This is a genomic window from Yersinia fenwicki, assembly GCF_043099325.1.
Taxonomy (GTDB): domain Bacteria; phylum Pseudomonadota; class Gammaproteobacteria; order Enterobacterales; family Enterobacteriaceae; genus Yersinia.
The window spans coordinates 3,382,939-3,405,912 of sequence record NZ_CP170755.1; the positions used below are offsets into that span (position 1 = coordinate 3,382,939).

Genomic DNA, 22,974 nt, shown 5'->3' on the forward strand with positions numbered 1-22,974 from the left:
GTAACGAGTTACTTTCGCTTACGTACCGTCGGAGCGACCTTATCCAGCACCCCGTTGACGAACTTATGGCTATCAGCAGCACCGAACGTTTTGGCAAGTTCGATCGCTTCATTGATCGCCACTTTATAAGGGACATCATCACGTTTGCTCAGTTCAAACAGCGCAATACGCAGAACGGCTCTTTCAACCTGACCTAATTCTTCGAGCTGGCGAGAAAGAACAGGCGCCATTAGCGCATCCAGAGATGCTGCGTTAACGGCAACCCCAGACAGCAATTCGCGAAAATAGGCGATGTCTACATCTTTGACATCCTGCTCAGACAGGAACTGTAATTCAACATCAGCGATGTCGTTTTTAGACAACTGCCAAGAGTAGAGCGCTTGAACAGCGCACTCACGAGCGCGGCGACGAGCAGCAGGTTTCACGGAATTCCCCTTAACTTAACTAAATTCAGCCTTTAATAGCTTTGATTACATTAATCATTTCAAGCGCGGTCAGGGCAGCTTCTGCACCTTTATTACCTGCTTTAGTACCGGCACGCTCAATTGCCTGCTCAATACTTTCTGTGGTCAGCACACCGAAAGCTACTGGAATGTCGCTGTTCATAGCTACACTTGATAGGCCAGAACTCGCTTCACCAGCAACATATTCAAAGTGCGCAGTGCCCCCACGGATAACCGTACCTAAAGCAATTACCGCATCGTAACGATTTGTTTTTGCTAATACATTAGCAACCAGCGGCAATTCATAAGCACCGGGAACCCAAACAACAGTGATGTTGTCATCCGCTACCTGGCCAATGCGCTTCAGGGCATCAATAGCACCTTCCAGCAGGCTGTCGTTGATAAAGTTGTTAAAACGCGCAATTACAATCGCCACGCGGGCATTAGGAGTAGCAACAACACCTTCGATAACGTTCATAGCTTTCCTCAATATCGGTTCATACCCCGCAGGGGGGCGGATTCTATCATATTCTTTCACGCCCTGCCCCTGCGCATTTGTAAAACACTGGCAAGACTATGATTAGCAGAGGGAATCCCTGCCAGATAATTTCATTAATACTTCGGTTTCAAGCGCAGACGTAAGTCTGGTCCCACCTGACGAACTTCGCTGAATACAAACTCTGGTGCTTCGGCCAGGCTGGTGAGCCCAGCCAACTGGCATAACCCACGGGCATCACTACCTAATAATTTTGGTGCAACATACAGAATTAGCTCATCAACCACACCCGCCTGCAAAAGCGCGCCCGCAAATTGTGGCCCGGCTTCAACCCAAACAGAATTAATTTGCCGCTTACCTAATTGCATCATTAATAAGACTAAATCCACCCCATTACCATGACGTGGTAGCAACAATTGCTCGACATTGTTAGGCCATGACTGTTCATCTGCCTCAACCCGAGCTAACCAGCACGGGCCGTCTTGCTGTATGACTTTATGCTGTGGCGTCACGCGGTTATGGCTATCGGCGATAATTCGAACCGGCTGGCGCAACATATCTTGCGGATAGAGAGCTTGGGTTTGCGCATCCAACTCTTGCCAACGCACGGTTAGCGCAGGATCATCAGCCAATACGGTGGCACTGGTGCTAAGAATAGCAGAGCTTTGTGCCCGAAAACGCTGCACATCCTGGCGCGCTTGCGGTGAAGTAATCCACTGACTTTCACCCGAGGCCATTGCGGTGCGGCCATCCAGGGATGCAGCCATTTTCAATTGCAGGTAAGGAAAACCCGTGCGCATCCGTTTCAAAAAACCGAGATTAACGGCTTCAGCCTCCGCCAACATTAAACCGTGATCGACTTCAACTCCAGCCTGCTTTAATTTATATAATCCGCGCCCGGCAACCTGCGGATTAGGGTCCTGCATCGCGGCTACCACGCGTTTTACGCCGGCAGTAAGCAAAGCATCAGCACATGGCGGCGTACGCCCGTGGTGGCTGCATGGTTCGAGGGTGACATAGGCAGTCGCTCCACGCGCTTTCTCACCCGCCATCCTTAAAGCATGCACCTCGGCATGAGGTTCGCCAGCTCGTAAATGATAGCCCTCACCGACAATCTCGCCATCGCGCACCAGAACACACCCGACATTAGGGTTCGGTGACGTGGTAAAACGCCCTAGCCGCGCCAACTCAAAGGCACGGGCCATATAGAATTCATCGGGCTGCATGGCTTTCCTTACTTTTATGTTGTGGCAATTAGCAGGGTGCTAACGGTTTGACGGCTATGTTGATTAATCCTGCAAGCGGGCAATTTCTTCGCCGAATTCGCGGATATCTTCAAAACTGCGATACACCGAGGCAAAGCGGATATAGGCCACTTTATCCAGGCGCTTCAGCGCTTCCATCACCAGATTACCCACCATCTTGGTAGGCACTTCGCGCTCGCCGGTGGCGCGTAACTGAGATTTAATGTGACTGATTGCCGTTTCGACATCATCAGAGCTGACAGGCCGTTTTTCCAATGCTTTCAGCATGCCACGGCGTAATTTTTCCTCATTAAAGGGCTCGCGCACATCATCACTTTTAATCACGCGCGGTAACACCAGTTCAGCCACTTCGAAAGTGGTAAAACGTTCATTACAATCTAAACACTGGCGGCGACGGCGCACTTGCGAACCATCGCTCACTAGACGGGAGTCAATGACTTTGGTATCCACAGCGGCACAAAACGGGCAATGCATAGCGCTTCCTGATGGGTGAGCTTAAACTTAGTGACAGTTTACCGCGAACTGCCGGGACAACAAAGGGCGGAAGCGGTAGTTTATGTTGATTGAAGCATTACGAACTTGGTTCAACAAATGAGAAACCCTGATACCGGCAATACCAGTATCAGGGCTTATTTACGTTCTATCGTTTACGACTTAAGGCAGGATTGAAGGCTGATCAGCACCTTCTTTCTCAACTTTCTGCTGCAACATATGCTCGCGTTTCATACCCAGTTTCAACGCCAGTGCTGACGCAACGTAGATAGATGAAACAGTACCGATGGAAACACCGATCAGCATCGTCAGTGAGAAGCCTTGCAGCATCGCACCACCGAAGATAAACAGCATCAATACCACCATCAGCGTAGTTGCAGAGGTCATGATAGTACGGCTTAAGGTCTGAGTCAGAGACACGTTCATGATTTCGTAAGGCGTACCGCGGCGAATCTTGCGGAAGTTCTCACGAATACGGTCTGATACCACGATACTGTCGTTAAGTGAGTAACCAATAACCGACATCAATGAAGCGATGATGGTTAGGTCAATCTCGATATGGAATAACGACAAGATCCCCATGGTAATAACCACGTCATGCGCCAAGGCGATAACCGCCCCCAGTGCCAGACGCCATTCAAAACGGAAACCGACATAAACCAGAATACACAGTAACGCGACTATCAACGCCATACCGCCTGCCTGGGCTAAATCACTGCCCACACTTGGCCCGACGAACTCGATACGTTTTACCGATGCATTCTTATCAACCGACTCATTAATAACAGAGATGACTTTGTTGCCTAATTCCTGCCCGGCAGTTCCGGTGGCGGGTGGCATACGTACCATCACATCACGGGTGCTACCAAAGTTTTGCAGAATTGGCGATTCAAAGCCTGCTGCTTCTAATGTGTCACGCAGCTGGTCCAGATCCGCAGGTTTCTCCAGGGAAATTTCAATCACCGTACCACCGGTGAAATCCAAACCCCAGTTAAACCCTTTAGTGGACATCACCACGATGGATGCCACTAACAACAGCAATGAGACGCCGAAAGCAACATAATCCCAGCGCATAAAGTCGTAGACTTTACGGCCGTAGTTCAGTTGTTCAACAGTATAATCCTGTGCCACAACGTACTCCTCAAATAGACAGCTTGTTAATGCGCTTGCCGCCGTAAAGCAGGTTGACGATGGCACGAGTACCGACTATTGCGGTGAACATTGACGTTACAACACCGATTGCCGTTGTAATGGCAAAGCCTTTAATCGAACCGGTACCCACAGCATAAAGAATAATCGCTGTGATAAGTGTCGTTACGTTCGCATCGACGATACTTGAGAAGGCACCTTTGTACCCTTCATGAATCGCTTGCTGAATCGTCCGCCCGTTCTTGTACTCTTCTTTTATTCGCTCGTTAATCAGAACGTTAGCATCAACTGCCACCGCTAGGGTTAACACTATCCCGGCAATACCCGGCATGGTTAATGTCGCCCCCGGTAACAGAGACATCACACCCACGATCAACACCAGGTTCGCCAACAGCGCAGTACTGGCAATCACACCAAATTTACGGTAGTAAACCACCATAAACAGGATAGAAACCGCCAAGCCCCACAAGCAAGCTTCCAAACCTTGGGTAATATTCTGAGATCCCAAAGTTGGTCCAATAGTGCGTTCTTCTACAATCTGGATAGGTGCAATCAATGCACCAGCGCGCAGCAATAGAGAAAGCTGGCGAGCTTCAGCCGGATTATCGATACCGGTAATGCGGAAGCTGTTACCCAAGCGAGACTGGATGGTCGCGACGTTGATAACTTCTTCCTGCTTAACCAGAACCGCTCGGCCATTAGCATCTTTTTTACCGCTGTCTTTATATTCTACAAACAAAGTCGCCATCGGCTTGCCGATATTGTCTTTAGTAAAATTAGACATAACAGAACCGCCGGCACTATCGAGCGAGATATTAACCTGAGCCTGGTTATATTCGTCGGTGCTGGAAGTCGAATCGGTAATATGGTCACCGGTCAGAATAACGCGCTTGTACAAGACAACCGGGCGGCCTTCACGCGTGTTTTTGACTTCAGAATCACCCGGTACACGACCGGAAGCAGCAACGGAGGCGTCAACATTGCTGTTAACCAAACGGAATTCCAGAGTCGCAGTTGCACCAAGAATCTCTTTGGCACGTGCAGTATCCTGAATACCCGGTAACTCAACGACAATACGATCTGAACCCTGGCGCTGAACCAACGGCTCGGCTACACCTAATTGGTTAACCCGGTTACGCAGAATAGTAATGTTTTGCTGAACGGCGTATTCACGCGCTTCCCGCAGACGGTCATCACTCATCACAGCTTTTAACGTATTGCTGCCATTGGAGCCAATCACCAAATCACGGTGGCGAGGAGAAAGGTAGCTGATAGCGTCATCGCGAGTTTTATCATCGCGGAAACGCACTTCAACACCATAATTATCCAATTTACGCACCGTCGCATACGGGATATTTTTCTCACGCAAATCACTGCGCAGAGTATCCATCGTTTGCTCTTGTAGCTTGCCAAGCGCAGTGTCCATATCCACTTCCATCAAGAAGTGCACACCGCCACGCAGGTCAAGGCCAAGCTTCATCGGCTCTGCACCCAATTTTGCAAGCCACGAAGGGGTTGCAGGAGCAAGGTTCAGTGCGATTACGTATTTGTCCCCCATCGCAGCTACAAGTGCTTCACGAGCGCGCAACTGGACGTCAGGATCTCTAAAGCGAGCCAGGATTGCACCATTTTCCAGTGCAATAGACTTGCTCGCTATGTTGTCTTTTTCTAAAACGTCACGGACTTGGACCAGCGTTGTTTCACTGGCGGCGATTCCTCGCGCACCAGTGATTTGAACAGCCGGATCCTCACCATAAAGGTTGGGAAGTGCGTATAGCAGACCGACGAAGATCACTACGATCAACATCAGATACTTCCACAAAGGATAACGGTTTAACACGGCAATTCCCTTCGGGAAAATCGAAAATTACAGAGCTTTCATTGTACCTTTCGGTAAAACGGCAGCAACGAAGTCACGTTTGATCATCACTTCAGTGGTGTCGTTCAGCGCGATAACGATATAGCCTGTTTCCGCAACTTTAGTAACACGACCAAGCAAACCACCAGTGGTCAGCACTTCATCACCTTTACCAATAGAATCCATCAGTTTTTTGTGTTCTTTGGCACGTTTTTGCTGTGGACGCAGGATCATGAAGTAAAAAATCAGACCAAATACCACCAGCATAATCACCAGGGAGTACGGGCTGCTCTGAGCCGGAGCCCCAGCGGATGCGACAGCATCGGAAATGAAAAGACTCATTAAAATTCCCTCATTGTTATCAATATCAGTAGTGTGAAATCAGTGTGTTAAAATCAGCAACCGCAAAATCCTAACCGTTTAGTCCATAATTGCAAAGGCAATAATTTTAAAATCAATCACTTAATTGTGGAGATAGTGGTGGAACAGGCTTTCCTATCCGACCATAGAAATCTTCAACGAAGCTCTCTAATTTACCTTCTTCAATAGCCTGACGTAAACCCGCCATTAAGCGTTGATAGTAACGCAGGTTATGAATGGTATTCAGGCGTGCACCCAGTATTTCGTTACAACGGTCGAGATGATGCAAGTAAGCGCGGCTATAATTGCGACAAGTGTAGCAATCACAGTGTTCGTCGAGCGTTGCAGTATCACTCTTATGCTTGGCATTACGGATTTTTACGACACCGTCAGTGACAAACAAATGGCCGTTACGAGCATTACGTGTTGGCATAACGCAGTCAAACATATCGATGCCACGACGTACACCTTCGACCAAATCCTCAGGTTTCCCAACGCCCATTAAATAGCGTGGTTTATCTGCTGGAATCTGCGGGCAGACATGTTCCAAAATACGGTGCATATCTTCTTTTGGCTCACCTACCGCCAAGCCGCCCACAGCGTAACCATCAAAACCGATATCTACCAGCCCTTTTACCGATACATCACGTAAATCTTCGTAAACGCCCCCCTGAATAATACCGAACAAAGCATTCTTATTGTTCAATTCATCAAAGCGGTCGCGACTACGTTTGGCCCAACGCAATGACATTTCCATCGAACGTTTAGCATAATCCCAATCAGCTGGATAGGGAGTGCATTCGTCGAAAATCATCACGATATCAGAGCCGAGATCATACTGGATTTCCATCGATTTTTCTGGGCTGAGAAACACTTTATCGCCGTTGATTGGGTTTTGGAATGTTACCCCTTCTTCTTTGATTTTGCGCATCGCCCCTAGGCTGAATACCTGGAAACCGCCTGAGTCAGTCAGAATAGGGCCGTGCCACTGCATAAAATCATGCAAGTCGCCGTGCAGCTTCATAATTTCCTGACCTGGGCGTAACCACAGGTGGAAAGTGTTCCCCAGCAGGATCTGCGCACCGGTTTCTTTCACTTCTTCCGGCGTCATTCCCTTTACCGTACCGTAGGTGCCAACCGGCATAAATGCCGGGGTCTCTACGACACCGCGTTCAAATACCAGACGACCACGACGGGCGCGCCCATCAGTTTTTTGTAATTCGTACTTCACATAACCTCCAGCATCAGAGAAACAGTCTGGTGCGTGATTAAAAGGAGCGCATGATAGCAACTGATTCACCCGCGACACAAGCCAGCCAGCTTAAGTAGCACTTATCGTTATATGCATTATTCTATAATTTTGCGTGCAACTTTATCGATAATACTTTGCCGTCTTGGTGGATGATATTAGCAGCGTGACATAGGCTGATATCCGTATAAAAAGTTATGCTTGAACTATACTTTTCATCAATCTGCGACACCGCAGATATCCATCTGCCCACTACCCTATTTTCATTATCCCTGCTGATAATACGGGGCAATAAATGACAAAAAAACCGAATATCCTATTAGTACACGGCGCATGGGGCGACGGCTCTCACTGGCGTCATGTTATTCCTACGCTACACAACAAAGATTATCCGGTATATGCAGTACAAAACCCACTGACATCGTTGTCGGATGACGTGGAACGAACAAGAAAGCTGGCTGCTTCATTGGAAGGTCCTACCATTTTGGTGGGTCATTCCTATGGGGGCATGGTGATTTCCCAACTTGGTGATTTACCTCATGTCGTTGGGCTGGTCTTTGTTGCCGCTTTTGCTCCGGATAAAGGCGAAAGCCTTGGCAGTATTTTCCAACTACGCGACCTCCCTTCCGGGGCGGCTAATCTTGTTCCCGATCCTGATGGTTTTCTTTGGATTAAACGGGATAAATTCCACGAAAGTTTTTGTCACGACTTAGACAAAAACGAAGCCATCATTATGACTGCCGCGCAAAAGCCTACTTCATGTCGTTGTTTTGAAGACACCTCGGCAGAACCGGCTTGGAAAACCAAACCTAGTTGGTATCAGATGTCCAATCAGGACCATATGATACCGCCAGAAACTCAGCAGTGGTTTACAGAACGTATGAAACCGAAGAAAACCATTCGTCTGGACTCCAGCCACGCCTCTTTGGCTTCCCATCCCAATGAAATTATTGCGTTGATTGAAGATGCAGCCAAAGGCCATTAACCAACATTTACCCCGGAGACAGATGCGGCCTGACTCCGGGTGTTTCAGGGAGTAATCACATATGCGGGTTTAGGGGATGTAATTCCCAGAAAAAAGTATCGGCATAAGGCTACTGATTAGCCGGGCCGTCCAGGGATATCATTTCGCTGCTTGCCTGTGGATTACGGGTGATAAACATGGCATCACCGTAACTGAAAAAGCGATATTGCTCTGCAACCGCCTGCTGATAAGCATTCATAGTATTTTTATAGCCAGCAAAAGCAGAAACTAACATTATCAATGTTGATTCAGGTAAATGGAAATTGGTTATTAATGCGTCAACAATATGATAGTGATAACCCGGATAAATAAAGATTCTGGTATCACCAAAGAAAGGGGCAATCAGGCCATTATCGCTCGCCTTGGCGGCACTTTCCAATGAACGTACTGATGTGGTACCCACCGCAACGACCCGATTACCACGGGCCTTACAGGCCAGAACTGCATCAACCACTTCTTGCGACACTTCGGCATACTCAGAATGCATGATGTGATCTTCAATTGTTTCTACTCGCACTGGCTGGAACGTCCCCGCGCCGACATGCAAGGTAACAAAAGCCATCTCAATGCCTTTTTCCCGCAAAGCGGCCAACATCGGTTCATCAAAATGTAAACCGGCGGTCGGCGCTGCCACTGCCCCCAGGCGCTGGCTGTACACCGTTTGGTATAGCTCGCGATCGGCATCCTCATCAGGTCGGTCTATATAAGGAGGCAAAGGCATATGGCCGACTGCATCCAAAATAGTGAAAACATCCCGCTCATCATCAAAACGCAACTCAAATAGTGTGTCATGGCGTGCCATCATGGTGGCATGGATACTCTCATCGTCACCCAGCAGTAGCTCAGTACCGGGTTTAGGCGCTTTTGACGCTTTGACATGAGCCAGAACACGGTGATCATCCAATACGCGCTCTACCAACACTTCAAGCTTGCCGCCGCTGGCTTTGCGGCCAAATAAACGCGCCGGAATAACCCGCGTATTATTGAATACCAGCAGATCGCCGGGCACCAGTTTATCCAGCAAATCAGTAAAAATGCCGTGCGTTAGTGCTCCTGTTGGGCCATCCAGTGACAATAAGCGGCAACCGCTACGCTGGGGCTGAGGGTAATGGGCAATAAGAGATTCTGGCAGCTCAAAAGAAAAATCGGCAACGCGCATGGGTTTCCACTTTATATCAGAACAGATCCAGCCCGCTGATATGAGGGGGCAGGTTCACAAAAATAGGCGGTTAGTCTAGAACCCTGAAAGGCTGGCTGCAAGAAATAAGGAGAGTTAGCGGCTATTTGCATTATACTCAACGCATGAATTTTCTTGCTCACCTCCATCTTGCAACACTGGCTGACAGCTCTTTATTGGGCAATTTGCTGGCCGATTTTGTGCGCGGTAATCCACAAGGGGAATACTCCCCTGAGATAGTCGCTGGCATCATGATGCATCGTCGCGTTGATGTGATGACGGATACATTGCCATTAGTGAAACAGGCCCGTAGCTATTTCAGTACAGACTATCGCCGAGTTGCACCTATTACTCTGGATGTTTTATGGGATCATTTTCTGTCACGCAACTGGGATAAACTGATGCCAAACTGCTCGCTGCCCGATTTTATCGAGCACGCGCAATGCCAAATTTTGCCACATTTATCCCTAACACCGGCTCGGTTTCAGAACCTTAATGCCTATCTGTGGCCTGAGCGTTGGCTGGAACGCTACGCTGAACTCCCCTTTATAGCTGATGTGTTACAAGGTATGGCTAACCGACGGCCAAAGCTGGCAGCACTTGCAGGGTCATTTCACGATATAGAGCAACACTATCAGCCGTTAGAGCAGTTGTTTTGGGCTTTTTATCCTGCAATGATGTCGCAGGCACAAGATAAACAAATTTAGATTAAAACATTCTTTATTGTATGGTTATTGATTCTAAGTCACTTGCGCTTTCTGTAAGAATGGGTATCTTAGCAAGAATAAGAAACTAAAATCGTTGTAACAATAGGTAAAAGCTATCACAACAATCGGTATTTATCCCTTTATTCATCGCGCTTAAATACCTATGCTGTGCCGATACTTTTAAGACAACTGGTTAATCCATCCCTAATTAACAGGAGTAATTTATGGTTCTGGTAACTCGTCAAGCCCCTGATTTTACAGCAGCTGCTGTTCTTGGTAGCGGCGAAATCGTTGAAAACTTCAACCTGAAAAAACACCTGAACGGCCGCCCTGCAGTCCTGTTCTTCTGGCCAATGGACTTCACTTTCGTTTGTCCTTCAGAGTTGATCGCTTTCGACCACCGTTACGAAGAATTCCAGAAACGTGGCGTTGAAGTTGTTGGTGTTTCTTTTGACTCCGAGTTCGTACACAACGCTTGGCGTAAAACCCCGGTCGATAAAGGCGGTATTGGTGAAGTTAAATATCCAATGGTTGCTGATATCAAACGTGAAATTCAGAAAGCCTACGGCATTGAGCACCCAGATGCGGGTGTTGCACTGCGCGGTTCTTTCCTGATCGACAAAAACGGTGTTGTTCGTCATCAAGTGGTTAACGACCTGCCACTGGGCCGTAACATTGACGAAATGCTGCGTATGGTTGACGCACTGCAATTCCACGAAGAACACGGCGACGTTTGCCCTGCTCAGTGGGAAAAAGGTAAAGCAGGTATGGGCGCATCTCCAGATGGCGTAGCTAAATACCTGTCTGAAAACGCCTCTAAACTGTAATAAAAGTTTACACAGCTAACGATTAGATTGTTAACTACCAAGCCAGTCGGTGCAAACTGACTGGCTTTTTTATTCTGGCAATATTTCAACCTGCCCAGCACCGCCCCAGAATCTATTGAAATAGCACTCCTCATTCCCAGCTTATATCCATTATTAGTCCCCCTTAATTTTCAGGACGTTGCTTCTATTTATTTTAATTTTCTCTCAAAAAAATAGATCGATATGCATGTAAGTGCTTACTCATTTATTCTAAATGTTCAACTTAGTTGCATTCATAAACATTAATTCTGCTATTAATTATTACCATGTGTGTGTTCTGCACATTTCATAAGCAGCACTTCTAAGCTGCCAAACAAAATGACCGGGTAATCCCTGGCGAGCAGGAAACAACAGGAGTCAGAATGTTTTTGAAAAAATGGAATAAACCTTTAACTGTATTGGCTTTACTGGTGAGCGGCACACTTCATGCTGCCTCAACACCCGCAGTAGAAGCAAAAAATGGCATGGTTGTGACATCCCAGCATCTGGCTTCACAAGTTGGGACCGATATTTTAAAAATGGGCGGAAATGCAATTGATGCAGCGGTTGCTGTGGGTTATGCGCAAGCAGTAGTGAATCCGTGCTGTGGCAATATTGGTGGTGGTGGTTTTATGACCATTCACCTTGCAGATGGAACAGATACATTTATAAACTTCCGTGAAACCGCCCCTGCTGCTGCCAGTGCCGATATGTATCTGGATAAAGAAGGTAAAGTCACCAAAGATGCCAGTTTGTATGGTTATTTGGCTGCCGGTGTTCCAGGTACTGTATTGGGAATGGACAGTGCGCAAAAGAAATACGGCAAATTAACCCGCCAGCAAGTCATGGCTCCGGCGATCAAACTGGCACGGGAAGGCTTTGTGTTAACTCGTGCTGATACAGATATTCTTGACACTACGGTTAAACGCTTCCGCCAAGATCCTGAATCAGCTCGTATTTTCCTACGTAAAAATGGCGAAGCTCTGCAACCGGGTGACCGTCTGATTCAAGCTGATCTGGCTAATACTCTGACAGCTATCTCGGAGAAAGGGCCAGATGCTTTCTATCAGGGGAAAATACCGCAAGCAGTTGAAGCGGCAGCTAAGAAAGGTGGAGGTATTTTGACCGCTGCTGATTTTGCCAATTATAAAATCACCGAAACCGCCCCTATTACCTGTAGCTACCGTGGCTATAAATTCGTTTCTTCTCCACCACCTAGCTCCGGCGGCGTAACCTTATGTGAGACGCTGAATGTCCTTGAAGGATATGACCTGAAGAACATGGGCTTCAACTCTGCCGCTTATATTCATACGCTGACAGAAGCAATGCGCCATGCTTATATGGATCGTAATACTTTCCTCGGCGACCCCGAATTTGTTAAAAACCCGATTGACCGCCTACTGAGTAAAAGTTATGCCGCTGATATTCGCAAGCAAATCGTCGCCAATAAGGCCACGCCATCGGTAGAAGTTCAGCCGGGCATGCAGCCGCATGAGAAACCTGAAACAACTCACTATTCTATCGTCGATCATGATGGTAATGCCGTTTCTACCACCTATACGGTGAATGGTCGCTTTGGTGCAGTCGTCATTGCGCCTGGTACCGGCTTTTTCCTGAATGATGAAATGGATGATTTTACCGTCAAAGTCGGTGAGCAAAACCTGTATGGTTTAGTGCAGGGAGCAACCAATTCTATCGCCCCCGGTAAGCGCCCACTATCGTCTATGAGCCCTACACTGGTGACCAAAGACGGTAAGACATTTATGGTATTAGGTTCACCAGGCGGTTCACGAATCATCACCATTACCTTGCAAACTGCATTGAATGTAATTGACCATGGTATGGCACCACAAGAGGCCGTAGATGCACCACGCATCCATCATCAATGGCTGCCCGATGAAGTCTACTACGAGCAACGTGGGGTTTCCGCAGACAGCCTTAATCTCCTGAAAACAATGGGATATAAAATGGTTGAGCAGAATCCTTGGGGAGCAGCCGAGTTAATTTTAGTCGGATTAGCGGGTGTTGAGGGTGTCAGTCCTGCCAATTCAGGCAATGATTCTGCCGTCTCAGGGAAAGTGAGAGAGGGTTACTTGTATGGGGCTAATGATGTTCGCCGCCCCGCAGGTGCTGCCATCGGTTACTGATAGTGATGGCTTACTAATGTGACTATTCCCCCATCAGTATATCGATGGGGGAATTCTTCTGCTTAGATTACCAGGGTAGAGTATGTCCTTGATAATCAATAAAGCCGTGACCGCCCTTGCCGGAAGCGCGCTCAATTTGGTCCACCACTCCTTTCACACTGGTCGCTATTGTCAGTGGTGCCGCATCCCCGCCCATATCTGTTTTTACCCAACCCGGGTGAATAGATAACACCGTCAGCGAGGGGTCCGCTACCTCAGCGACCAAATTGCGCGTCATCATATTTAATGCAGCTTTACTGGCTGAATACAAAGGTTTATGGCCTGAAGCGTTATGTCCAAGACTCCCCAGTTGTGAAGACATAAAGGCTAATACACTGTGAGTGGGATTACGCTGTGCCAGCAAAAGCTGGGCAATACGGATGGGAGAAACCGTATTGGTCTGGAATAATTCGAGAATTTCTTCCGGTTTGGCATCAACCGCGGATTGATGCTCCGGCCCGGAGATACCGGCATTAATAAAAATCAGATCAAACGTTTGGCCCTGTATCTGTGGTAAGAATGCTTTGATACTGTCGGGTTGGTTAATATCCAATGTTAGCCAATGGGCCGCATGTGCAGCAGTATCTTTTGCTATACCGCGCGTGGTCGCGGTGACCGACCAGCCACGGCGGTTAAGCTCATCAACTAATCCCAGTCCCAATCCCCGAGAGGCGCCGATTACCAATGCCTGTCTTTTAGCTGTGCTCATCATATTTTCCCTTCGGTGAATTTACCTGACAACTATCTATACCCGTTATATACATAGTATTTCAACCAAAGAAAAAGCGGCGCTCAGCCGCTTGAGGTTAATGACTAACTGCCCGTAACGGTGAAAACAGGCAGATCGTAAAGACGCCGTAAAATCATCCCTGATGGCTCGAGCCGCGCCCTCCCTGGCGCGGACGCTTTACTCTTCTACCTGTCCTCACCTTGCAAGATCGAGTTGTTGAGGTTTATCAGCAGTCGGACGTGGCGCTCAGCCGATTTTAATATCTCGCACTACCAGACTAACTCTTAAGTTAGCGCTCACTATGGCCAATCGCTAAGATTGACCACGCCACAACGTGACACTCTCCCCAGACAATTGCAGATTGACGCCTGCATCAGTGAGCTCCAGTTCTGATATCCCTTCTAAACGCTGCCACTGAGAAACTTTCAGTAAAGGAGATACGGGAAAGAAGATATTACTAGCGCGATTGCGCTGGATAGCTACCATCACCCGTTCGCGCTGATAGCTGCGAATAAAGACCAGAGAATCGCCATTGGCATAAATAACCTGGCATCCACCGCGTCGCAGTGCCAAGCTTTTGTGCCGTAAAGCTGCCATCCGCTGACACAGTGTCAGCAAGTCGCCATCCCACAATGTCTCGTCCCACGGGAAAGGTTTACGGCAGAAAGGAGCATTGCCGCCATCGAGGCCAATCTCATCGCCATAAAATAAGCAAGGCACGCCAATCCAGCTAAATAGCCATATCAACGCCATTTGCATGCGCGTTTTATCGCCATTCAGCAAAGTGATAAAACGGGCAGTATCATGGCTATCTAATTGATTAAATAAGCGCAGCTGATGCCCATGAGGTAATCCGGCACGGTATTCATCCATCCAATAGGCACAATCCTCCGCGCTGAGTTTTATTGGATGATAGGCGACATCACAACCCGCGAGGAAACTACGTACCGGTAAGGCAAAACCCATATAATTCATGGCCGCATCTTCTACGCCAGCATGGAGCCAATCTCGCGCATCGCCAAAATGCTCGCCCAAAATATAGGCCTGAGGATTTTCATCTTTTGCCGCCTGATAAATACCCGCCAGATGATGTAAATTCCCTTTTGCACCGCCTTCTTCACCTAGCATATGCACCACATCCAGCCGCCAGCCATCAATACTGTAAGGCGGTTTTAACCAATGGCGCACCACGCTATCTTCGGCGCGATAAATTTGATTGACCACATCTTCACTCGCGAAGTTGAGTTTTGGCAAACTGGCATTGCCCTTCCAATCGAGCGCCCGGCCGTCGGGGAAGAAATTAAACCACCCCCGATAAGGTGAATCTGGATGATGACAGGCACCATTTTCCTCCTGTTGATGGCGATCAAACCAATGATGGGAATCACCAGTGTGGTTAAACACACCATCAAGGACCAATTTCATGCCAGCATCACGGGTAGCACTGCGTAATTGCAAGAAAGCACTTTCGCCACCAAAGTAAGGATCAACCTGATAATAATCTTGTGTATCGTATTTATGTACACTGGGCGCGGTGAAAATCGGGTTGAGATAAAGTGCAGTCACACCCAACTTTTGTAAGTAGGGGAGTTTTTGGCAAATACCAGCCAAATCGCCGCCATAGAATGTCGAGGCCGCATTCACATCATCCAAGGGTTGCTGCCATTCACGACGCGATACCGGGCAACCAGCAGCATGATGGGTATAACTGCCATCCTTCACACCATGTTCACCCAAACTCGAGGCAAAGCGATCGGGGAAAATTTGATAAAAAATCTGATCGGCAACCCAATCAGGGCCACTGTCTGGCAGCTCAATAGCAAACTGAGCCAATTGCGCCGGAGGAACTATCGAAAAACCTAATGGCCCGAACCACAGTTGATCTTCATTCCACAGTAACTTGAAGCAATAACGCCGTACTGACTGACCTTCACGTAATGGCAATGATGCGCGATAACGCCAGAAACCATCATGCAGTTCACCCTTCATGATGAGCAGCCACTCTTCATTATCCGGCTCACAGCGTAAGAAAACTTGCGCAGGTAAATTATCCCCCTGCAACCACTCTCCATGTAACCACAGTGTAATATGTAACGCATCGCCCCGTAGACGGACAAAAGGCGCGACCGGCAGATGCCAACCACTCAGCATAAAACTCTCCTGCTTTAACCAAAACGATTACTGTTAAGGCTATCTGGTGCAGACATTAACGCCGCGACACATTCACCTGTATAAATAAGTCGATAGAAACAATGCCATGTTGCGGAGGAATACCCCTCATCTGTCAGCATAAATATTGAGGATGAGGTCGGGGGCGGAGAGAACTATGGAATGGCTAAATAAAGAGACAAAAAAAACGGGATATCTCCCGGCCAGACTGATGACAAAGCCAAATGAAGGGGAAGCGTGCCGTTGGGGTCGTAGTCGCGTAAGCGACCAAAGTGCCCCGAAGTGCCCCGAAGTGCGGTAAACCCTTCACTCACTAAGTTATCAACAGCTTTGTCATTACGCTCAAGCCGGGATATCTCCCGGCTTTATATTCAAAATTACTCTGCGACTTTCAGCTCGTTCGCCTTCTTCTTCTGATGATTTACCTTGAAGTAATATCCCACCAGCAACAAAGCTATCCATACTAACCCGACATACAGTGAGACGCGGGTCGTTGGGAACCAGCCAATTAGGCCAATGATAAACACCAGGAAAATGATAGCCAGCACGGAAGTCAAGGTGCCGCCACGCAGCGGGAAATCGAGCGATTTCACTTGATCTTTAGTTAACGAACGGCGGAAACCAATTTGGGAGAATAGGATCATAATCCACACCCAGACGGTCGCAAAGGTCGCGAGTGAAGCGATAACCAAGAACACATTTTCCGGCATAATGTAGTTCAGATAAACCGCCGTCAGCATAGCTCCCATCATCACCAACACCGTCACCCACGGCACGCCGCGTTTAGAAATGGCAGCAAAGGCTTTTGGCGCATGGCCCTGCTCCGCCATCCCGTTAAGCATACGGCCGACACCGAACACATCACTGTTAATGGCTGATAATGATGCGGTGATAACCACAAAGTTCAGAATTCCCGCAGCAACAGTAATCCCCATATGCTGGAAGGTCAGCACAAATGGGCTACCGTTAGTGCCTACTTGGTTCCATGGGTAAATAGACATGATGACAAACAGGGTACCGACATAGAACATCAGGATACGCCACGGCACTGAGTTGATGGCTTTCGGAATAGACTTTTTCGGATCTTCGGCTTCACCGGCAGTAATCCCGATAATCTCAATCCCACCGTAAGCAAACATTACCAGTTGCAGTGACAGGATCATGCCAACAAAACCGTTACTGAAGAAGCCGCCGTTTGTCCATAAATTATGAATACCGGTCGGCTGCCCACCGTTACCGATACCCCAGACAATGATACCAATACCGGCCAGGATCATGACGATGATGGTGGCAACTTTGAAGAATGAGAACCAGAACTCCAGCTCGCCGAACACCTTAACACTCATCATATTGACTGCACCAATGATAAGGACAACACTCAATACCCATATCCAATGCGGCACGTCTGGGAACCAGACCCCCATATAGATACCAAACGCGGTCACATCGGCAATAGCAACAATCAGAATCTCAAAGCAATAAGTCCAGCCAGTGATATAGCCCGCCATTGGCCCAAGGTAATCTTGCGCATAACGAGAAAAAGAGCTGGCTTGTGGGTTATTGACTGACATCTCACCTAAGGCGCGCATGATGATAAATGCCACTACGCCACCAATCAGGTACGCCAATAATACGCTTGGCCCCGCCATTCTTATTGCATCAGCCGAACCATAGAATAAGCCGGTACCTATTGCTGACCCCAATGCCATAAAGCGGATATGGCGTGTCGTCAGGCCGCGTTTCAGCTTATTTTTGACTGGTAATTCCATGAACTTTATCCCGTCTTTTTTCAGCAAAAAGCCACGGGGATGAGCCGTGGCTAAAAATACTCGATAACTGTGCAGTTATTGCTTAGCGGCAACGACCTGACGACAGCACAGGCGATCGTACAACCCCACGACAACGAATACCAGTAGGGATGGAGATAACCATGCCAGGCCTTGCTCAGCCAATGGCAGATGTTGAGTCCATTCCGGCAGATATTGTGCAAAGGTCGAGGCCTTTACCGCATCAAGGATACCGAACAATAAGCTGATCAACATAACTGGAGCCACGATACGTGGAGCATGGTGCCACCAACGCAAAGTGAAACTCATCAGCACCAACACAATGCATGGCGGGTAAATTGCCGTCAGCACCGGGATGGAAATCTGAATAAGATGGCTCAGCCCCAAATTCGATACCATCATTGAGAAGATACCGAGGATAAATACCAGTGCACGGTATGACAGCGGCAAATACTGGGCAAAGAATTCAGCGCAGGCACAGGTCAGGCCTACCGCAGTCACCATACAGGCGATGAAAATCAATGCAGCCAGGAACACGCTGCCTAAACCACCAAAGGTGTGCTGAACATAGGCATGTAAGACCACTGCACCATTTTGCGCATCAGGCACCAAACTACCGCTGCTTGAACCCAACTTAAACAAGCTCAGATAAACCAGCGTCAAACCGATACCGGCAATCAAACCTGCCCAAATGGTATAGCGCGTCAGCAATCCAGCAGAAACCACACCACGTGAACGCGCTGCATTGACGATGACGATACCGAACACCAAAGCGCCTAAGGTATCCATGGTTAGATAGCCATTGACGAAACCAGAAGAAAATGCGGCATTCTGATATGCATCAGTGGCCGGAATCAGCGGGCCAGCAGGCCAAATCAAAGCAGCGATACCCAAAACAGCCAGTGCTAAAATTTTCAGTGGCGCGAGAATGTGCCCTACTGTGTCAAGTAAACGCCCCGGATACAGGGAAATCCCGATAACCAGCGCAAAGTAAACCACACTGTAAATAAACAGTGGCAATGGGCCATCACCCGTTAAAGGCGCAATACCGACTTCAAAGGAAACTGTGGCAGTACGCGGGGTGGCAAATAGAGGACCAACAGCCAGATAACAAACAGTTGCCAGTACCAAACCAGCACCGCGACCAATTGGAGTACTCAGAGCATCAATACCGCCGCCCACTCTAGCCAGTGCAATAACAGTAATGACTGGTAATCCAACGGCGGTAATCAGGAAGCCCAAAGCGGCCCACCACACATGTTCACCCGATTGCAAACCAACCATAGGCGGGAAGATGATATTGCCGGCCCCAACGAATAAAGCAAAGGTCATAAAGCCCAATGCCATAATATCTTTAGACGATAAACGATGACTCATAGTGATGTGCGTTGCCTAGTTAAATGATCAAAAGAAAAAGTCCTAAGTTGTGGCTTTCCGACGTGATCGAAACGATACAAAGCTCTGATAAACGCAAACTCCGGCGGTTAATAAGCAATCTATTTCGTCAGTATGCAGTGTTTTTGAAGTTATTTGCAGGTGGAATAGGCCAACAACGGCGGTAAGTAGACCGTTTATAGCGAAGAAAGGCAAGTCGGGATCATAAAAGCAGAGTCTTCATCCATATAATATTACAAAAGCAGATGATCATGCCAGTTTTTGATAAATACACATCATATGATTTGTATCATTTATATCCAACTGTTAACAGATTACGGCAGATACACTCTAATAATTCGCCAAATTAATAGGCAAATCCCAACTCTTTCCGTGTGTGATTCAGGATCTCTGGGGGTAAAGGTAAATAGCCGTCATGAGTCACGCGCTTTTGCCCTTCTGGTGACAAAACGCGCTCAAGAAAGGCCGCAGTCAACGGCTCCAACGGCTTGCCCGGTGCTTTATTGATATAAATATACAGATAGCGAGATAGAGGGTAGCGGCCATCTTTAACATTCTCAGCCGTTGGCATCACATAATCCTGGCCGTTCGCTGACAAGGACAATGGCTTAACACCACTGTTTCGAAAACCAATGCTGGCGTACCCCATACCATTGAGCGAACCCGCGACAGCTTGCACAACGGAAGCAGAACCAGGCAATTCATTGATATTATTTGAAAAATCACCACCACACAGTATCAACTGTTTGAAAAAACCATAGGTGCCGGAGGCTGAATTTCGGCTATAGCGTTGTATCGAGCGCTCGGCCCAGCGCCCTTTTAGCCCAAGTTCGCCAAAACGTTGGATGCGGTGGGATTCCCCACAACGGCGATTTTGTGAAAATACAGCATCAAGCTGAGATAAGGTTAGTTTATCCAGTGGATTATCCTGATGAACAAAAACTACCAATGCATCCACTGCGACGGGGACAGCAAGTGGTGGATAGCCATAACGCTCAGTAAATGCCGTGATTTCAGCCGCTTTCATTGGCCGGCTCATCGGGCCGAGTTGCGCGGCCCCTGCAGCGAGCGCCGCTGGAGCTGTCGAGGAACCTGCCGCCTGTATTTGCAAATTAACGCCGGGATAATGATGATTGAAATCATCAGCCCATAAAGACATCAAGTTAGCTAGGGTGTCAGAACCGACACTGGAAAGATTACCAGACAGAGTATCTGGCTTTAACGCATCAACCACTGTAGCAGTCGATACCGCAACAGGGAGTGCCAGGACGCCGCAACTAAACCCTAGCAGAGCATACAACAGCGCCAGTTTTCCCCATCTCATCAGTTTGATATCCATACAGTCTTAGGATTTGACTGCATTCTCGGTTAAAACCGTTGGAACAATCAACCGATTAGGCAAGGTAAAGATAAATCTCGTCCCCAGGCCGATTTCACTCATCACATCCAAACGCGCATCGTGATGGCTCAAAGCATGTTTCACAATTGCCAGCCCCAAGCCACTCCCCCCAGTTTGCCTTGAGCGGGCCTTATCCACTCGGTAGAAGCGTTCCGTAAGACGTGGCACATGTTCAGGGCCAATACCCGGCCCATTGTCACTCACCTGAAATTGTGCACCTTGTGGTGTTCGCTGCCAGCACACCTCAATTTGGGTGCCATCAGGGGTGTGATTGACTGCATTATAAACCAGATTGGAAACCGCACTGCGCAGTTGATCTTCGTTACCAAATACCGTCAATTGGTCGTTAATTCGGAAGGTGATCTCATGACGCCCATTACTCAGCGCTTGCACTTCGTGTTGCAGCATTTTCAGCATGCGCGGAATATCGACCTGCTCATTCATATCCACATTGGGTGCAGCTTCGATTCGCGATAGCGTCAATAATTGTTTTACCAGCCCATCCATTCGCTTGGTCTGTTCTTGCATCGTCCCTAGCGCTTTATCTCGTAATGGCCCGACCAACTCTTGGTCGTGCATCATTTCCAGATATCCCTGTAACACCGTTAAGGGAGTGCGCAGTTCGTGGCTCACATTGGCAAAGAAATTACGCCGCGCCCCTTCCAACTGACGCATTTGGGTAACATCACGAGCCACCATAAGCAATTGCCCTTCTGAATAAGGCATCACCCGGAACTCAACGTAATAACCATTATTGAGTTGCAGGGTCAATGGGCGGGAAAACTCTTGCTGTTGCAAATATTGACTGAATTCGGGATAACGCAGCAAGTTGAGAATATGTTGGCCGTTATCCTCCGGCCAACGGAAGCCGAGTAATTGCTGAGCCAAACCATTACACCAGAAAATATTGCCATCAATCGTCGTCATAACCACCGCATCAGGTAAAGACTCAGCACCACTGCGGAAGCGTTTGATAAGTGTAGCCAACTCACGACGCCGACGGCGATTTCGCAGTTGCATCTGGTACAAACCGTAAAATAAAGGCTCCCAACTCCAACGCCCTGAAGGTGGCGTCATACTGCGATCTAACCACAGCCAGTGAGATAATTTGAGTTGGTTATAGAAGTTCCACACCAGCGCCGCAATAACCGAAACTAATAATAGCCAGGGAAGGTACCCGACAAAGGCACCCAACAGTAATGCGGGCAGACAAAAAAGAGCCAGCTCTATAGCCAGCGTTTTCCATGATAAACGTTCTAACACAACGAATTCTCCGGCACTGAAAACTCAGTAGCGCGTTGAGAAACGGTATCCGGTTCCCCGGACAGTTTGTACCATTCTGTCATGGCCATCAATTTCCAGCGCCTTACGTAGCCGACGAATATGTACATCAACGGTGCGATCTTCTACATAAACGTTAGTGCCCCAAACATAATTAAGCAACTGTTCACGGCTGTAAACACGCTCTGGATGAGTCATGAAAAAGTGCAATAATTTAAATTCGGTCGGCCCCATATCCAACGCTTGCTCATTGGCCATAACCCGATGCGAGGAGGGATCAAGGCTCAACCCTTGCATTTCAATCACTTCTTCAACCGCCATTGGCGATATCCGGCGCATAACCGCTTTGATACGTGCCACCAACTCTTTGGGTGAAAAAGGCTTGGTAATGTAATCATCAGCACCCACTTCCAAACCACGTACTCTATCTTCTTCTTCGCCACGCGCTGTCAGCATCATCACCGGAATATCTCGGGTCAGCGCTTCACGTTTCATATGTTTAATAAACTGAATACCCGAGCCGCCAGGTAACATCCAGTCCAACAACACTAAATCAGGGTAAGGCTCGGACAAACGAGTTACTGCACTGTCGTAATCCTCGGCTTCTAACGGTTGGTAGCCATTCTGTTCCAACACAAAGCACACCATCTCACGGATTGGAGCTTCATCTTCAACTACCAGTATGCGTCTTGCCATCATCAACCCTGCCAGTAAGTTAGTGGTCACTATTTGATTTCGGAAGTCATTATGCGTCAGTTTTGTGACATTTTTATGAAAAACATCCCCCTCTTGCAAGCAATAAGCATAGTGATAAATTTCACGATAAATGCAAAACGTAGCACTCAAGTTTGCGAGGCGTCTCGGAGATTTTCCTCACAGCCTTTTTTTAGCCGCGACATCCAGCAGGCAGCGTTTATAATCAGCGCCATTATCTTTAAATGGCGACCTGCCCGAGCGGGAGA

General features: G+C 48.1%; 20 protein-coding genes. 4 read left to right on the forward strand and 16 right to left on the reverse strand.

What is annotated here, in order from left to right; genetic code table 11:
• Positions 1-8: 8 nt before the first annotated feature.
• The 8 genes from nusB to tgt all read right to left on the reverse strand — a co-directional run bounded on the left by nusB (position 9) and on the right by tgt (position 7,294).
• The gene (gene nusB, locus ACF3VQ_RS15480) at positions 9-425 is read right to left on the reverse strand and encodes a transcription antitermination factor NusB (protein WP_005166503.1); all 417 of its coding nucleotides are present in this window, start codon (positions 423-425) and stop codon (positions 9-11) included.
• A gap of 25 nt (positions 426-450) precedes the next feature.
• A complete protein-coding gene (gene ribE, locus ACF3VQ_RS15485; protein ID WP_392435618.1) occupies positions 451-921 on the reverse strand; it encodes a 6,7-dimethyl-8-ribityllumazine synthase in 471 nt (156 codons plus the stop codon).
• 134 nt (positions 922-1,055) lie between these two features.
• A complete protein-coding gene (gene ribD / locus ACF3VQ_RS15490; RefSeq protein ID WP_392432037.1) occupies positions 1,056-2,165 on the reverse strand; it encodes a bifunctional diaminohydroxyphosphoribosylaminopyrimidine deaminase/5-amino-6-(5-phosphoribosylamino)uracil reductase RibD in 1,110 nt (369 codons plus the stop codon).
• 63 nt (positions 2,166-2,228) lie between these two features.
• Positions 2,229-2,678, reverse strand: coding sequence for a transcriptional regulator NrdR (gene nrdR / locus ACF3VQ_RS15495; RefSeq protein ID WP_004716459.1), 450 nt, complete (start codon positions 2,676-2,678; stop codon positions 2,229-2,231).
• A gap of 180 nt (positions 2,679-2,858) precedes the next feature.
• Positions 2,859-3,827, reverse strand: a complete 969-nt coding sequence (gene secF, locus ACF3VQ_RS15500; protein ID WP_013649437.1) for a protein translocase subunit SecF — start codon at positions 3,825-3,827, stop codon at positions 2,859-2,861.
• A gap of 10 nt (positions 3,828-3,837) precedes the next feature.
• On the reverse strand, positions 3,838-5,685 hold the full coding sequence (secD, locus tag ACF3VQ_RS15505; RefSeq protein ID WP_392432039.1) for a protein translocase subunit SecD: 1,848 nt from the start codon (positions 5,683-5,685) through the stop codon (positions 3,838-3,840).
• 27 nt (positions 5,686-5,712) lie between these two features.
• Entirely contained in the window at positions 5,713-6,045 is a 333-nt protein-coding gene (gene yajC, locus ACF3VQ_RS15510; protein WP_005166605.1) for a preprotein translocase subunit YajC, read from the reverse strand.
• Between the two features lie 112 nt (positions 6,046-6,157).
• Entirely contained in the window at positions 6,158-7,294 is a 1,137-nt protein-coding gene (gene tgt, locus ACF3VQ_RS15515) for a tRNA guanosine(34) transglycosylase Tgt (protein ID WP_005166606.1), read from the reverse strand.
• 313 nt (positions 7,295-7,607) lie between these two features.
• On the opposite strand from tgt, the gene ACF3VQ_RS15520 reads away from it, so the two are divergent.
• Positions 7,608-8,297 (forward strand): alpha/beta hydrolase, encoded by a 690-nt coding sequence (locus ACF3VQ_RS15520; RefSeq protein ID WP_392432042.1) that lies wholly within the window; start codon positions 7,608-7,610, stop codon positions 8,295-8,297.
• A gap of 109 nt (positions 8,298-8,406) precedes the next feature.
• On the opposite strand, the gene queA is transcribed toward ACF3VQ_RS15520, so the two are convergent.
• Positions 8,407-9,495 (reverse strand): tRNA preQ1(34) S-adenosylmethionine ribosyltransferase-isomerase QueA, encoded by a 1,089-nt coding sequence (queA, locus tag ACF3VQ_RS15525; RefSeq protein WP_392432044.1) that lies wholly within the window; start codon positions 9,493-9,495, stop codon positions 8,407-8,409.
• Positions 9,496-9,638: 143 nt separating this feature from the next.
• On the opposite strand from queA, the gene ACF3VQ_RS15530 reads away from it, so the two are divergent.
• The 3 genes from ACF3VQ_RS15530 (at position 9,639) to ggt (ending at position 13,212) form a co-directional block, all read left to right on the forward strand.
• Complete coding sequence (locus ACF3VQ_RS15530) at positions 9,639-10,220, forward strand: ACP phosphodiesterase (RefSeq protein ID WP_392435620.1); 582 nt, start codon at positions 9,639-9,641, stop codon at positions 10,218-10,220.
• Between the two features lie 224 nt (positions 10,221-10,444).
• Complete coding sequence (locus ACF3VQ_RS15535; RefSeq protein ID WP_004707520.1) at positions 10,445-11,047, forward strand: peroxiredoxin C; 603 nt, start codon at positions 10,445-10,447, stop codon at positions 11,045-11,047.
• Between the two features lie 401 nt (positions 11,048-11,448).
• Positions 11,449-13,212 (forward strand): gamma-glutamyltransferase, encoded by a 1,764-nt coding sequence (gene ggt / locus ACF3VQ_RS15540; RefSeq protein WP_392432047.1) that lies wholly within the window; start codon positions 11,449-11,451, stop codon positions 13,210-13,212.
• A 67-nt stretch (positions 13,213-13,279) separates the two neighbouring features.
• Here the strand turns inward: ggt and ACF3VQ_RS15545 are convergent, their stop codons facing one another.
• The 7 genes from ACF3VQ_RS15545 to phoB form a co-directional block, all read right to left on the reverse strand.
• On the reverse strand, positions 13,280-13,960 hold the full coding sequence (locus tag ACF3VQ_RS15545) for an SDR family oxidoreductase (RefSeq protein WP_392435622.1): 681 nt from the start codon (positions 13,958-13,960) through the stop codon (positions 13,280-13,282).
• 333 nt (positions 13,961-14,293) lie between these two features.
• Positions 14,294-16,132 carry a maltodextrin glucosidase gene (gene malZ / locus ACF3VQ_RS15550; protein ID WP_392432049.1) on the reverse strand — a complete coding sequence of 613 codons (1,839 nt, stop codon included), beginning with the start codon at positions 16,130-16,132 and terminating at the stop codon, positions 14,294-14,296.
• Between the two features lie 395 nt (positions 16,133-16,527).
• Entirely contained in the window at positions 16,528-17,919 is a 1,392-nt protein-coding gene (gene proY / locus ACF3VQ_RS15555; RefSeq protein ID WP_392432050.1) for a proline-specific permease ProY, read from the reverse strand.
• 75 nt (positions 17,920-17,994) lie between these two features.
• Positions 17,995-19,314 (reverse strand): branched-chain amino acid transport system II carrier protein, encoded by a 1,320-nt coding sequence (gene brnQ, locus ACF3VQ_RS15560; RefSeq protein ID WP_392432052.1) that lies wholly within the window; start codon positions 19,312-19,314, stop codon positions 17,995-17,997.
• A gap of 364 nt (positions 19,315-19,678) precedes the next feature.
• Positions 19,679-20,656, reverse strand: coding sequence for a PstS family phosphate ABC transporter substrate-binding protein (locus ACF3VQ_RS15565; protein ID WP_392432053.1), 978 nt, complete (start codon positions 20,654-20,656; stop codon positions 19,679-19,681).
• 21 nt (positions 20,657-20,677) lie between these two features.
• A complete protein-coding gene (gene phoR / locus ACF3VQ_RS15570) occupies positions 20,678-21,994 on the reverse strand; it encodes a phosphate regulon sensor histidine kinase PhoR (RefSeq protein ID WP_392432055.1) in 1,317 nt (438 codons plus the stop codon).
• Positions 21,995-22,018: 24 nt separating this feature from the next.
• Positions 22,019-22,708: a phosphate response regulator transcription factor PhoB gene (phoB, locus tag ACF3VQ_RS15575; protein ID WP_026018045.1), complete on the reverse strand. Its 690-nt coding sequence runs from the start codon at positions 22,706-22,708 to the stop codon at positions 22,019-22,021.
• Positions 22,709-22,974: the final 266 nt, after the last annotated feature.

Bases quoted from the DNA above. Each gene is read 5' to 3' on its own strand.
- ribE (WP_392435618.1), bottom strand. From the start codon at position 921: ATGAACGTTATCGAAGGTGTTGTTGCTACTCCTAATGCCCGCGTGGCG.
- ribD (WP_392432037.1), bottom strand. From the start codon at position 2,165: ATGCAGCCCGATGAATTCTATATGGCCCGTGCCTTTGAGTTGGCGCGG.
- nrdR (WP_004716459.1), bottom strand. From the start codon at position 2,678: ATGCATTGCCCGTTTTGTGCCGCTGTGGATACCAAAGTCATTGACTCC.
- yajC (WP_005166605.1), bottom strand. From the start codon at position 6,045: ATGAGTCTTTTCATTTCCGATGCTGTCGCATCCGCTGGGGCTCCGGCT.
- ACF3VQ_RS15520 (WP_392432042.1), top strand. From the start codon at position 7,608: ATGACAAAAAAACCGAATATCCTATTAGTACACGGCGCATGGGGCGAC.
- queA (WP_392432044.1), bottom strand. From the start codon at position 9,495: ATGCGCGTTGCCGATTTTTCTTTTGAGCTGCCAGAATCTCTTATTGCC.
- ACF3VQ_RS15530 (WP_392435620.1), top strand. From the start codon at position 9,639: ATGAATTTTCTTGCTCACCTCCATCTTGCAACACTGGCTGACAGCTCT.
- ACF3VQ_RS15535 (WP_004707520.1), top strand. From the start codon at position 10,445: ATGGTTCTGGTAACTCGTCAAGCCCCTGATTTTACAGCAGCTGCTGTT.
- ggt (WP_392432047.1), top strand. From the start codon at position 11,449: ATGTTTTTGAAAAAATGGAATAAACCTTTAACTGTATTGGCTTTACTG.
- ACF3VQ_RS15545 (WP_392435622.1), bottom strand. From the start codon at position 13,960: ATGAGCACAGCTAAAAGACAGGCATTGGTAATCGGCGCCTCTCGGGGA.
- malZ (WP_392432049.1), bottom strand. From the start codon at position 16,132: ATGCTGAGTGGTTGGCATCTGCCGGTCGCGCCTTTTGTCCGTCTACGG.
- proY (WP_392432050.1), bottom strand. From the start codon at position 17,919: ATGGAATTACCAGTCAAAAATAAGCTGAAACGCGGCCTGACGACACGC.
- brnQ (WP_392432052.1), bottom strand. From the start codon at position 19,314: ATGAGTCATCGTTTATCGTCTAAAGATATTATGGCATTGGGCTTTATG.
- ACF3VQ_RS15565 (WP_392432053.1), bottom strand. From the start codon at position 20,656: ATGAGATGGGGAAAACTGGCGCTGTTGTATGCTCTGCTAGGGTTTAGT.
- phoB (WP_026018045.1), bottom strand. From the start codon at position 22,708: ATGGCAAGACGCATACTGGTAGTTGAAGATGAAGCTCCAATCCGTGAG.